At 63.5% G+C, this 12,561-nt stretch carries 10 protein-coding genes; all 10 read right to left on the bottom strand.

Going from position 1 to position 12,561, the window contains the following annotated elements; genetic code table 11:
• Positions 1-71 precede the first annotated feature (71 nt).
• A complete protein-coding gene (locus ACN9M3_RS27780; RefSeq protein ID WP_426319274.1) occupies positions 72-1,178 on the bottom strand; it encodes a ribonucleotide-diphosphate reductase subunit beta in 1,107 nt (368 codons plus the stop codon).
• Between the two features lie 178 nt (positions 1,179-1,356).
• A complete protein-coding gene (locus ACN9M3_RS27785; protein ID WP_426319275.1) occupies positions 1,357-4,251 on the bottom strand; it encodes a ribonucleoside-diphosphate reductase subunit alpha in 2,895 nt (964 codons plus the stop codon).
• Between the two features lie 337 nt (positions 4,252-4,588).
• Positions 4,589-6,109, bottom strand: coding sequence for a sigma-54-dependent transcriptional regulator (locus ACN9M3_RS27790; RefSeq protein WP_426319276.1), 1,521 nt, complete (start codon positions 6,107-6,109; stop codon positions 4,589-4,591).
• Positions 6,106-7,752, bottom strand: coding sequence for an ATP-binding protein (locus ACN9M3_RS27795; RefSeq protein WP_426319277.1), 1,647 nt, complete (start codon positions 7,750-7,752; stop codon positions 6,106-6,108). Before ACN9M3_RS27795 ends, ACN9M3_RS27790 begins: the two co-directional genes overlap by 4 nt.
• 8 nt (positions 7,753-7,760) lie before the next feature.
• Positions 7,761-8,009: a PP0621 family protein gene (locus ACN9M3_RS27800; RefSeq protein ID WP_426164922.1), complete on the bottom strand. Its 249-nt coding sequence runs from the start codon at positions 8,007-8,009 to the stop codon at positions 7,761-7,763.
• Positions 8,006-8,809, bottom strand: coding sequence for a cytochrome C assembly family protein (locus ACN9M3_RS27805; RefSeq protein ID WP_426164924.1), 804 nt, complete (start codon positions 8,807-8,809; stop codon positions 8,006-8,008). The genes ACN9M3_RS27800 and ACN9M3_RS27805 overlap by 4 nt, the downstream gene beginning before the upstream one ends.
• 86 nt (positions 8,810-8,895) lie before the next feature.
• Complete coding sequence (locus tag ACN9M3_RS27810) at positions 8,896-9,684, bottom strand: ABC transporter ATP-binding protein (RefSeq protein WP_426319278.1); 789 nt, start codon at positions 9,682-9,684, stop codon at positions 8,896-8,898.
• Positions 9,685-10,452 carry an ABC transporter permease gene (locus ACN9M3_RS27815; protein WP_426323872.1) on the bottom strand — a complete coding sequence of 256 codons (768 nt, stop codon included), beginning with the start codon at positions 10,450-10,452 and terminating at the stop codon, positions 9,685-9,687. It lies immediately after the preceding gene.
• A gap of 44 nt (positions 10,453-10,496) precedes the next feature.
• Positions 10,497-11,480 (bottom strand): ABC transporter substrate-binding protein, encoded by a 984-nt coding sequence (locus ACN9M3_RS27820; RefSeq protein WP_426164928.1) that lies wholly within the window; start codon positions 11,478-11,480, stop codon positions 10,497-10,499.
• Between the two features lie 67 nt (positions 11,481-11,547).
• Positions 11,548-12,348, bottom strand: coding sequence for a M48 family metallopeptidase (locus ACN9M3_RS27825; RefSeq protein WP_426164930.1), 801 nt, complete (start codon positions 12,346-12,348; stop codon positions 11,548-11,550).
• Positions 12,349-12,561 lie beyond the last annotated feature (213 nt).

Consider the following 12,561-nt stretch of genomic DNA (forward strand, 5'->3'; position numbering starts at 1 on the left):
GGAGAACATCTTATTTCCTGGCTTCAGATACAAAAAAGCCCGGCAGTGCCGGGCTTTCCAGGTAGCAGGGTTTAATCCCAGCTCAACGCGCCGCCGGTCTGGTACTCGGTGACGCGGGTTTCGAAGAAGTTGCGCTCTTTCTTCAGGTCGATCATTTCCGACATCCATGGGAATGGATTCTCGTCCTGGTCGAACAGGGTTTCCAGGCCGATCTGGGTGGCGCGGCGATTGGCGATGAAGCGCAGGTAGCCTTTGAACATGGCTGCGTTCAGGCCCAGCACGCCGCGTGGCATGGTGTCTTCCGCGTAGCGGTATTCCAGGTCCACGGCTTGCAGGAACAGGCCCTTGATCCCTTCCTTGAAGGCCGGGGTCCACAGGTGCGGGTTTTCCAGCTTGATGGTGTTGATCAGGTCAATGCCGAAGTTGCAGTGCATCGATTCGTCGCGCAGGATGTACTGGTATTGCTCGGCGGCGCCGGTCATCTTGTTCTGGCGGCCCAGCGCCAGGATCTGGGTGAAGCCGACGTAGAAGAACAGGCCTTCCATCAGGCAGGCGAACACGATCAGGGACTTCAGCAGCTGCTGGTCGGTCTCGATGGTACCGGTCTTGAAGGCCGGGTCGGTCAGCACGTTGATGAACGGGATCAGGAACTGGTCCTTGTCGCGGATCGACGCTACTTCGTTGTAGGCGTTGAAGATTTCCTGTTCGTCCAGGCCGAGGGATTCGACGATGTACTGGTAGGCGTGGGTGTGGATTGCCTCTTCGAACGCCTGGCGCAGCAGGTACTGGCGGCACTCAGGGGCGGTGATGTGGCGGTAGGTGCCCAGCACGATGTTGTTGGCTGCCAGCGAGTCGGCGGTGACGAAGAAGCCCAGGTTGCGCTTGACCAGGCGGCGCTCGTCTTCGGAGAGGCCGTTCGGGTTCTTCCACAGCTCGATGTCGCGCTGCATGTTCACTTCCTGCGGCATCCAGTGGTTGGCGCAGCCGGCCAGGTATTTGTCCCAGGCCCATTTGTACTTGAACGGGACCAGCTGGTTGACGTCGGTCTGGCCGTTGATGACGCGCTTGTCGTCGGCGTTGACGCGCAGGGCGACTTGCTCGGCGGTGGCTTCGGCGGTGGCGCCCAGTGGTGGGGTTTGGCGCGGTGCTGCCGCGGCTTCATCATCCCAGGATAGCATTTGTTTTTTTCCTCTTAGATTTACTCTTCTTTAACCGGTAAACCGGTGTCTGACCCATAGGGTCAGACACCTTCTGCTCGACCGCCGACGGTATTGTTACAGCCGAGGACTTTGTGCAGACGGGGTCTGACCCAGCGGGTCAGACCCCGGTTTACCGGTTCTAACTATGACTATTGTATTACTGGCAGGCTTCGCATTCCTCGAAACCTGGGTCACCAGGACGCAGGTAGCAGGCGGCGCCTTCGGTTACCTCGGCAGTCACTGCCGCCGGGGCATCCGGCACGTTCGCGGACACGGCGTTCAGGGCGCCGGTGCGGGTGGTGGATTTCTCCATGTGCGACGCTGCAATGGTGCGCAGGTAGTAGGTGGTCTTCAGGCCGCGCAGCCAGGCCAGCTTGTAGGTTTCGTCCAGTTTCTTGCCGGAAGCGCCTGCCATGTAGATGTTCAGCGACTGTGCCTGGTCGATCCACTTCTGGCGGCGCGATGCTGCTTCCACCAGCCAGGTTGGCGACACTTCGAACGCGGTGGCGTAGATGTCGCGCAGGTCTTGCGGAGCGCGGTCGATCTTGCTCAGCGAGCCGTCGAAGTACTTCAGGTCGGCGATCATCACTTCGTCCCACAGGTCGCGTGCCTTCAGGTCGCGCACCAGGTAGGCGTTGATCTCGGTGAATTCGCCGGACAGGTTGGACTTCACGTACAGGTTCTGGAAGGTCGGTTCGATGCAAGCCGACACGCCGATGATGTTCGAAATGGTTGCGGTCGGGGCGATCGCCACGCAGTTCGAGTTGCGCATGCCGAACTTGGCGATGCGTTCACGCACCGGGGTCCAGTCCATCGCGGACGACAGGTCCTGTTCCAGGTAGCCGCCGCGCTGTTCCGCCAGCAGGCGCACCGAGTCTTGCGGCAGGATGCCACGCGACCACAGGGAGCCTTCGTACGACTCGTAACGGCCGCGCTCTTCCGCCAGCTCGGTCGAAGCCAGGTAGGCGTAGTAGCACACGGCTTCCATCGAGGTATCGGCGAAGCTCACCGCTTCCATCGAGGCGTATGGCACGCGCATCATGTGCAGGCAGTCCTGGAAGCCCATCACGCCCAGGCCGACCGGACGGTGGCGCATATTGGCGTTGCGTGCTTTCTCAACTGCGTAGTAGTTGATGTCGATCACGTTGTCCAGCATGCGCATCGCGGTGCGGATGGTCTTCTGCAGCTTGACGTGGTCGATCTTGCCCTCTTTCATGTGGGCCGGCAGGTTGACGGAACCCAGGTTGCAGACGGCAATTTCGTCGTCATTGGTGTTCAGGGTGATCTCTGTGCACAGGTTCGACGAGTGCACCACGCCCACGTGCTGCTGCGGCGAACGGATGTTGCACGGATCCTTGAAAGTGATCCATGGGTGGCCGGTTTCGAACAGCATGGACAGCATCTTGCGCCACAGGTCCAGCGCTTCGATCTTCTTGAACAGGCGCAGTTCGCCGTTGGCTGCCTTGGCTTCGTAGCCCAGGTAGGCTTCTTCGAATTCCTTGCCGAACTTGTCGTGCAGGTCAGGCACGTCGGATGGCGAGAACAGGGTCCAGGTGCCCTTTTCCATCACGCGCTTCATGAACATGTCCGGAATCCAGTTCGCGGTGTTCATGTCGTGGGTGCGGCGGCGGTCGTCGCCGGTGTTCTTGCGCAGGTCGAGGAATTCCTCGATGTCCATGTGCCAGGTTTCCAGGTAGGCGCAGACGGCGCCTTTGCGCTTGCCGCCCTGGTTCACTGCCACGGCGGTGTCGTTCACCACTTTCAGGAACGGCACCACGCCTTGCGACTTGCCGTTGGTGCCCTTGATGTGGGCGCCCAGTGCACGCACCGGGGTCCAGTCGTTGCCCAGGCCGCCGGCGAACTTGGCCAGCAGTGCGTTTTCCTTGATGGCGTCGTAGATGCCTTCCAGGTCGTCGGACACGGTGGTCAGGTAGCAGGAGGACAGCTGCGAACGCTGGGTGCCGGAGTTGAACAGGGTCGGGGTCGACGACATGAAGTCGAAGGTCGACAGCAGGTTGTAGAACTCGATGGCGCGCGCTTCGCGGTCGGTTTCGTTCAGGGCCAGGCCCATGGCGACGCGCATGTAGAAGGCCTGCGGCATTTCGATGCGCACATCGCGCACGTGCAGGAAGTAGCGGTCGTACAGGGTTTGCAGGCCGATGTAGCCGAACTGCAGGTCGCGGTCGGCCACCAGGGCCTTGGCCAGCTTGGCCAGGTCGAACTTGCCCAGTTCTTCGTTCAGCAGTTCAGCGGCGATGCCCTTGGCGATGTACTGCGGGAAGTATTCGATGTAGGCGGCAGCGGCGCCGGCTTGCGGAACTTCCTTGCCGAACACTTCCTTGCGGATGGTGTGCAGCAGGATGCGGGCGGTCACCTGGGAGTAGGCCGGGTCCTTTTCCATCAGCGCGCGGGCAGCCAGGATGGCGGACTTGTGCAGTTCTTCGACCGGCACGCCGTCGTACAGGTTCTTCACGGTTTCGGCCAGGATGGCGTCGGCATCGACGTGCTTTTCCAGGCCCTTGCAGGCGGCGCCGATCAGGTCGCGCACTTCCTGCATCACCAGCGGACGGGATACGCCGTTCTCGGTGACGTTGATCTGCGGCTCAGCGGTCGCGGTGGCGCCGGCTGCCTCTTTCTTCAGGCGGCGTTCTTCCATGTGCTTGGCGCGGTACAGCACGTAGGAGCGTGCCACGTCGTGTTCGCCGGAGCGCATCAGGGCCAGTTCAACCTGGTCTTGCACGTCTTCGATATGGAAGGTGCCGCCGGCTGGCTGGCGGCGCATCAGGGCGCTCACCACGTTCTTGGTCAATTCTTCCACCAGTTCGCGGATGCGGGCGGAAGCCGCACCCTGGCCGCCGTTTACTGCCAGGAAGGCCTTGGTCATTGCCACGGCGATCTTGGATGGCTCGAAAGCGACCACGGCGCCGTTGCGGCGGATGATGCGGTAGTCGGCCATTTGGCTAGCGGAAACAGCGACGCCGCCAGCGGTTTCGCCAGCGGAAACAGGCACTTGAGGCGCCTGAGTGGTGGAAATATCTTGAGTAGATTGCATTTATGCTCCGCGTATTCAGTATTTGTTAATGGCCACTATATCTAGTGGACCATCGAATTCTGTCCACTAATTGTAGTGACGTGATTCGGATCGTACAAGGTGAAATTTTTTCGTTTAGACCACGTTTTCTTATTGACTTTTGATATCCCCCATCGCTACAGGCGATCGGCGGTGAGCGAGCACTAACACAGCTTTTTGCGTGCTGATTTAATAAGCAATGTTGCGGCGCAGCACACGGTTGTGCGTTGGCGAAAACGCTACATCAATCAAGGGGATTTTCGCGGCGGACCGGGATTATAGACCAATCGGGCGGCGGGCGCCCCGCCGCCGCGAACTGCTAGCCTGGGTCCTGGATGTTCAGCTTCTGCATCTGGTAGCGAAGCTGGCGGTAGCTGATGCCCAGCAGCTGGGCGGCCTGGGTGCGGTTGTAGTTGGCCTGGGCCAGGACACGCGTGATGATGTCGCGCTCGACCGCTTCCAGGTAGGCCGGCAGGCTGCTTGCCTGGACATTGAACGCCGGCAGCTGCGGCATGGCCGGCGCGCCGCCTGCTGCGGCCGCCCCTGCAGGGGCTTCGGCCGGCAAGCTTGCCACCGGCGCTGGCGTGGCGGCCGGGCTGGCCGGCTGGGCGGCAGCCTGGCTGGGCTCCGGGCTGGCAGGAGCGGCTGGCGCGGCCACGGGCGCAGGGCTTGGCACTGGCGCCGGCAGCGAACCGCCTTTCAGCGCCAGGTCTTCCGCCGAGATCACGCCATCATTGGAAAATGCCAGCGCGCGTTCCAGGATATTCTCCAGCTCCCGCACATTGCCCGGGAAGGAGTAGCCTTTCAAGACGTCCAGCACGCCGGGCGCCAGCACCACCTTTTGCTCAAAGCTCCCCAGCCGCGCCAGGATGGCTTCGACCAGTTCGTCCAGGTCGTCAAGCCGCTCGCGCAAGGGCGCCAGGCGCAGTTCGATCACGTTCAGGCGATAGAACAGGTCCTGCCGGAACAGGCCGTTCTCCACCAGTTTTTCCAGATTCTTGTGGGTGGCTGAAATGATCCGCACGTCGACCGGCTCCTCGGCCGTGGCGCCGATCTTGCGCACGCGCCGTTCCTGGATCGCGCGCAGCAGCTTGACCTGCATGGCCAGCGGCAGGTCGGCCACCTCGTCCAGCATCAGGGTACCGCCGTTGGCAGCCTGGAAGAAGCCGTCGCGCTCGTCGGAAGCGCCGGTGAACGCGCCCTTGCGGTAGCCGAAGAACTCGGCCTCCATCAGGGCTTCCGGGATGGCGCCGCAGTTGACGGCGATGAACGGCTTGTCCGCGCGCGAGCTCTGGGCGTGGATTTCGCGCGCCGCCAGCTCCTTGCCGCTGCCCGACTCGCCACTGATGGCAATCGGCGCCATCGAGCGCGCCAGCCGGGCAATCTGGGCGCGCAGGGCCTGGATCGCAGCCGAACTGCCGCGCAGCCTGCCTTGCGCCTGTCCGCGCGCCGGGGCGGCAGCCGGGGCGCTGTCGCTCAGCTTCAACGCCGACTGCACCAGCACGCGCAACTGCTCCAGCTGCACCGGCTTGCTCACATAGTCAAAGGCGCCCGCCTTCAGCGCCACCACGGCATTTTCGGCACTGCCGAAGGCCGTCACGACTGCAATCGGGATATTCTTGCCGCTGGCAGCCACCTCGCGCACCAGGTCCAGCCCAAGGCCGTCGGGCAAGCGCATGTCGGTCAGCACCAGTTGGAAGTCTTTTTCGGCAAACAGCTGGCGTGCTTGCTGAAGTGTTTCGGTGCTGTCCACGTCCAGCCCCATCTTCAGCAGGGTAATTTCCAGCAGTTCGCGCAGGTCGGCTTCATCGTCGACGACCAGGACACGTGGAGAAGTCATGTGTTTTTCGCAAATGTAATCACAAAACGGCCGCTCGATTTGCGCGCACCGCCCTCTGTCACGCTGGCTTCGAAGCGGTGTTCGTAGTCCAGCATGGCTTCGTTATTCGAGCACAATTCACGCGCCAGATACAGCCCCAGGCCCGTGCCTTTGCTCGACGTAGTATAAAACGGCTCGAACAGGTGGGCCCGCACCTGCGGCGAAATGCCGGGGCCATCGTCCTGCACGTGCAGTTCCAGCGGCCGGCCGGCCACCTGCACGATGAAGACGCGGATGCTGGCCGGCGTGCCGCTGGCGTAGCGCACCGCGTTGTTGAGCAGGTTGATCAGCACTTCGCGCAGGTGCAGCGGATCGAAGCGCACCACCACCTGGCGCATGCCGCCCAGGCAGACGATCTTGCTGTCCAGCTTATGGGTTTCGTCGAATTCCGCCTTCAAGTCATTGAGGAAGCTTTCCAGCTCCATCGGCTCATGGTGGTTTTGCGCCTTGCGCGACAGTTGCAGGATGTCTTCCACCATGCGGTTCACGCGTGCCACATTGTCGGCGATGATCTTCAGCAGGCGCTTGTGCACGGGCGCGTGCAAATCCTCTTCCAGCAGCGAATTGGCGTGGCCGATGGCCGACAGCGGATTGCGCACCTCGTGCGCGATGCTGGCGGTCAGGCGGCCCATCGAGGCCAGCTTGAGCTGCTGCGCCTTTTCCTCGATGCTGGTCACGTCTTCCAGGAAGATCACGTTGCGTTCCACGTCCAGGCCGTTGGTATCGGCGGCGGCGAAACGCAGTTTCAGGTGCAGCGCTACGTCGCGCCGCGAATTCCAGGCAGCCGTCATGTCTTCCTTCCGGGGGTCCTCGAACGGCTTGACGGTGATGAAGGCGCTGGCCTGATGCGGGTCGTTGCGCCAGGTTTCGTAAGCGAGCACAATCGGCTGCAGGGCTGCGCCATCCAGCATCTGCGCGGCGCCGCCCAGCATCTGCTGCGCTGCCGGATTGCTCATATGGATGGTGCCGTCCGCTCCCACCACCAGGATGCCGTCGGCCGAATGCGCGATCACCAGGCGGTTGACGGCCTGCTGCACGCCGATTTCAATGCCGCGCTGCGCCGCCAGTTCTTCCTGGCCGATCAGGCGCGCCGCCATGCGGTTCACCACCAGCGTCACGGCAAACCAGGCGACGCCGTACAAGCCGGCCTGCAGCACCGACGAATCTTCCCCGGCAATGGCGAAGTAGGCGCTATGGGCCAGCATGAACAGCGTGGCCAGCGAAGCACTGAACAGCGACAGCACCAGCGGCGCCAGGATGGCGCAGCCGGCCAGCGGGAACAGGTACAGGATGGCCAGGCCGGAGCGCAGGCCGCCCGATGCAAGGTACAGCAAGGAGATGCAGGTCAGGTCGCAGGCCACCTGCGACATCAGCTGCAGCATGAAATGGCGGCGCCAGCGGATAGCCAGCACCTGCATCCCCACCGCCAGCAGCAGGTAGGCGATGCACACCTGCACCGACAGTTCCGGGAGCGTCAGCTTGCCGGCGCTGAAGTACAGCAGCAAGACCAGGGCAATGACGATGCGGGTCGCGCCCAGCGCCTTCAGCGAGCGCCAGAAGGTGTCGCGCGAGGCGGCCGACAGGGTATGGAGACGGGCGAACACGCTGCGGCTTAATGCGGGGCGTGCGCCGCGCAGCAGTAGTCACGGCCGTTGGCAGGCACGTTTTCGGAGGCAGGGAAATGCACGCCGCAATGGGCGCATTGCAGCATCTTCTCGGCCTGTTGCGGCTCGGCCGCGCGCGGCTGTTGCGGCGCAGGCGAGCTACCGCCCTGCGGCGGGCCGCTCATCTTGCGCAGCTTGCTGCGGACGGCGGCGATGACCAGGAAGATCAGCGCCAGCCAGAACAGGAGTCGTGTCATGCCAAACCTCGATGTAAAACCACTTCCAGGACAAAACGGCTGCCGACATAGGCCAGCAGCAGGGTCGCAAAACCCGCCAGCGTGAAGCTGAGGGCCGTCTTGCCGCGCCAGCCGCGGAAATGACGCCCGGCCAGCAAGGCTGCGAACAGGACCCAGGACAGCAGGGTGAACACCGATTTATGGTCCCACTTCAGCGCCCGCCCAAACAATTCTTCGCTGAAGACGATACCCGACAGGACGGTCAGGCTCAGCAGCACGAAGCCGAAGGCGATCAGGCGGAACAGCAGCTTTTCCATCGTCAGCAGGGCCGGCAACTGGTCCAGCGCGGCGGCGAAAAAGCCGGGACTGTCGCTGCGCGTATGCAGGCGCGACTCCTGCAGCGCCATCAGCACGGCATGGAAGGCGGCGATGGTCAGCGTGCTGTAGGCCAGCGTGGCGATGGCAATGTGCCAACCCAGCATGGTGGAACGGCCCGCCATCGGCACCAGCGAGCCGGGAAAGCCGGCCTGCAGGGCCACCGCCAGGGCAGCCACCGGCATGACGATGCGGCGCAGGCCATCCAGCGGGTAATTCTGGTTCTCCAGCCAGTAGGCGCCGACCGAAATCCATAGCGCGGACGACAGCATGGTGGCAAAGCCGATGCGCAGCGAGCCTGGCACCATCACGTCGACCCACAGCGCCGCCCCGTGCAGCAGCCAGGCGCCGGCCGTCAGCGCGGCGATAGGCACGGATTTACGCGACGGGAGAAAACCACAAATCAGGTAAAGCAGCGTTGCTGCGAGCAGGAAGTAAGTTTGCATCCGGTAAGTTTAACACCTGAACACCATGGGGTCAGGCACTGACATGCAACACGCTGCGCGTGTCACATGTCAGTGCCAGACCCCTGCTAATCAACCGCCGCCGCGCGCAACTCGTCGTTGTGATGGCGTTGTTGTTCTTCCATCACCAATTGCCCCAGCTCGCGCTTCAGGGCATTGAATTCCGGCGACGACGGATCGCGCAGGCGCGGCATGTCGACCAGGATGTCGCGCTTGACCGTGCCGGGGCGGTAGGTCATGACCACGATGCGGTCGGCCAGGTAGATCGCCTCCTCGATGCTGTGGGTGACGAAGATGATGGTCTTTTTCTGCTGGTCCCAGATGCGCAGCAGCTCGTCCTGCAGGTCGCGCCGGGTCAGCGCATCGAGCGCACCGAACGGCTCGTCCATCAGCATGATCGGCGAATCGAGCGCCAGCACGCGCGCGATCGCCACCCTTTGCCGCATGCCGCCCGACAGGTCTTTCGGGAAGCGGTGGCGGAAGTCCTGCAGCGACAGGGTCTTGAGCAGCCTGTCCACGGTGGACGCGATCTGCTCCTTTGGCATGCCCTTGATCTCCAGCCCGAAGGCCACGTTGTCGGCCACCGTCATCCACGGGAACAGCGCGTACTCCTGGAACACCATGCCGCGCTCCGGGCCCGGGCCGGCCACCGGCTTGCCGTCGGCGACGATGCTGCCGCGGGTGGGCGGGGAAAAGCCGGCGATGGCATTCAGCAGCGTCGACTTGCCGCAGCCGGAAGGCCCCAGCAGGCAGACGAACTGGCCGCGCGGGATCTCCAGGTCGATGCCCTGCAGCGCCACCACCGAGGTGCCGAAGACCTTGGTGACGCCCTTGACTTCAATATGTGCAGCGCTCATTCAGCTCTCCAGGCCGCGGTGCCAGCGCAGCAGGTGGTTGTTCAGGCGGTCCATGGCGACGTCGATGGCCAGGCCGAGCAAACCGATGGTGATCATGCCGGCGATGATCTTGTCCGACCAGAAGTACTCGCGCGCCTCGCTGATGCGGAAGCCAAGGCCGTTGTTCACTGCCACCATTTCCGCCACGATCACCACGATGAATGCCGTGCCGATGCCGATGCGCACGCCGGCCAGGATGGAAGGCACGGCGGCCGGCAGGATCACGCGCAGGAACATGGTGGGTCCGGAGGCGCCGAGGTTGCGCGCGGCGCGCAGGTAGATGCCGTCCACCTGGCGCACGCCGGCGATGGTGTTGATCAGCACCGGGAAGAAGGCGCCCAGCGAAATCAGGAAGATGGCCGGCGGGTTGCCCAGCCCGAACCACAGCATCGACAGCGGGATGTAGGCGATCGGCGGCACCGGACGGATGATCTGCACCAGCACATTGAACAGGCGGTAGGCGTGGGCGCTGGCGCCCATGGCCAGGCCCAGCGGCAGCGCCAGCCCGCCGCCGATGGCAAAACCAAGCAGCACGCGGTACATGCTGCCGATCGCATCGTGGATCAATTCGCCGGAGAAGGCCCAGGCCAGCCAGTTGCCGCAGCCGTCATAAGGCTGCAGCGGCAGCAGGTACTCCACCCATTTGCGCGCCACCGCCTCCGGCGACGGCAGCGCCTGCGGATTGACCCAGCCGCGGTAGGTCACGAGATGCCAGGCCAGCACCAGCATTGCCGGCACCACCAGGCCGACAGCGACGTCCCGCCATGCGACCTTCATTTGACGCCCAGCGATTTCTTGGCCTGGTCCAGCAGATCAGTCTTGACCCAGTCCTTGGCCACCGGCGGCTTGGCCATCTTGCCCACGCCGGTCTTGACCATGATGTCGGTGGTGACCTGGATGTGCTCAGGCGTCACGTCGTACGAATACGGCGAGTTGCCGATCGCGTCCTGGAAATCGTCGCTGGTGATCTGGCCCTTGAACACGGTGTCGCGCACATATTTTTCCGCGGTGGCCGGCTGGTCGATGAAAGTCTTGGTCGCCTCCACGAAGCAGCGCATGAACTTCTCCGCCACCGGGCGGCGCTCCTTGTAGAACTTCTCGGTCATCACCATGGTGCGGATCGGCTCGCCGATCGGGGTGTTGTAAGGCTTGAGGATCTCGGTGCCGTAGCCTTTGTTGATGGCCTGCGACGACTGCGGCTCCGACTGCATCATGGCGTCGATATGCTTGCCGAGCAGGGCCTGGTTCAGGTCCGCATAGGCCAGCAGCACGGTTTGCACGTCCTTGCCCGGCTGCTCGGAAACCGTCAGGCCGGCCTGCTGCAGTTCTGCCAGCAGCAGCACTTCCTGGATGCCGCCGCGCGTCACGCCGACCTTCTTGCCCTTCAGGTCCTTGACCGACTTGAGATTCAAGTCGCTGCGGCCCACCAGGCGCGCCCCGCCCTTGGCGAAACCGGCCACCACGTAGATCGGGGCGCCGCCGGCGCGGCCGGAAATGGCCGCCTCGGAAGCGGTAGCGCCCACGTCAAGCTCGCCGGCCAGCACGGCGGACATCACGTCCAGGCCCTTGGCGAACACGCGCTCTTCGACCTTGATGCCGCATTTCGGCGCGATCTCCTTGATGTACGACACGGCGCCGTAGTGGGCGAACTTCAGGTTCCCCAGCCGCACCACTTCCTGCGCCTGCGCGCTTCCAGCAGCCACCAAACTTGCCAGCGCCACGAGGGCCGCGGCCTTGCCGATACGTTCCAGTTTCATCCAGGTCTCCTTAGTGAATTTTGGCCTGCGCGGCCGCGCGCCCATCATACATTGAAGGCAGTGGCGCTTAAAGGGCGCTGCGTTCGCGCTGTTGCGCCAGGCGTTCCGCGCACGGGGGATGGATCGCGAGGTAGGCGCGCTCGGCGCCGGGCGTGCCGGTGGTGCCGGCCGCGCCGCTGAGCGCTTCCTGCACTTCGGTCAGGAGGCGCAAGGACAGGCCGTTATGCTCCAGCAGGTCGGCGGCGTAGTTATCGGCTTCGATTTCAGCTTGTTGCGGCCACTCCAGGTGCGGCGCCCGCGCCGCCATGCTGGAAACCAGCCAGTTGGTGTCGCCCAGCACCACCGCGCTTGCCGCCGGCAGCATGGCTTCCTGCACCAGGCGGCGCAGCATGTGGCGCTGCTGCTGGTGGCCCAGCTCGTGCGCCAGTACCGCCAGCACCGCGCCATCGTCGGGCAGCGCCAGCACCAGGCTGTCGGTCAGGATGATGTCGCCCGATGGCAGGGTGAAGGCTGCGGCGCCCAGTTGGCTGCTGCGAAACAGCAGGCGGTGGCGCGGCGCGCCCTCATGCGGCGCCTGCAGGCTGGCGAAGGCCCCGCTGATGCGGGCCCGGTGCGTTTCCGACAGCTCGCTGGGCTGCAACGCCTGCCTATCGAGTTCGCGCAGCATGTCCTGCCCCAGCCGGGTTTCAAGCGTTGGCGGGAAAGCCTCGGCCAATTGGTCGACGATGGCGGGACGCGCCAGCTGCCAGCCGATGTACAGGGCGACGCAGGCCGCTGCCGCCAGCGCAGCGAGGCGCCAATGGCGCAGTGCGCGCCGCCGGCCGGGCGCGAATAGATTGATCAGGTCTGGAACGGCCAGCGTCTGCACAAGGTTTATCCATAAAATTAATTTATGAACAAGATGCACGTGGGTCGCATGTCTTGTCAAGAAGAAACTTTGTTTATTTCGCAAATTTGTGCAAGATAGTGACATTTCGTGAGAGACCCGGGGTCACCGCCGGACGCTGCCGCCGAAGCCGGCTCCTAAGGTAAAATGGCGGGATTTTCCGCTTATCGCGCCACTCTCTATTAATTAGTAGGC

Source organism: Pseudoduganella sp. R-43 (genome assembly GCF_049913255.1).
Taxonomy (GTDB): Bacteria; Pseudomonadota; Gammaproteobacteria; order Burkholderiales; family Burkholderiaceae_D; genus Rugamonas.

Bases quoted from the DNA above. Each gene is read 5' to 3' on its own strand.
- ACN9M3_RS27780 (WP_426319274.1), bottom strand. From the start codon at position 1,178: ATGCTATCCTGGGATGATGAAGCCGCGGCAGCACCGCGCCAAACCCCA.
- ACN9M3_RS27785 (WP_426319275.1), bottom strand. From the start codon at position 4,251: ATGCAATCTACTCAAGATATTTCCACCACTCAGGCGCCTCAAGTGCCT.
- ACN9M3_RS27790 (WP_426319276.1), bottom strand. From the start codon at position 6,109: ATGACTTCTCCACGTGTCCTGGTCGTCGACGATGAAGCCGACCTGCGC.
- ACN9M3_RS27800 (WP_426164922.1), bottom strand. From the start codon at position 8,009: ATGACACGACTCCTGTTCTGGCTGGCGCTGATCTTCCTGGTCATCGCC.
- ACN9M3_RS27805 (WP_426164924.1), bottom strand. From the start codon at position 8,809: ATGCAAACTTACTTCCTGCTCGCAGCAACGCTGCTTTACCTGATTTGT.
- ACN9M3_RS27810 (WP_426319278.1), bottom strand. From the start codon at position 9,684: ATGAGCGCTGCACATATTGAAGTCAAGGGCGTCACCAAGGTCTTCGGC.
- ACN9M3_RS27815 (WP_426323872.1), bottom strand. From the start codon at position 10,452: ATGCTGGTGCTGGCCTGGCATCTCGTGACCTACCGCGGCTGGGTCAAT.
- ACN9M3_RS27820 (WP_426164928.1), bottom strand. From the start codon at position 11,480: ATGAAACTGGAACGTATCGGCAAGGCCGCGGCCCTCGTGGCGCTGGCA.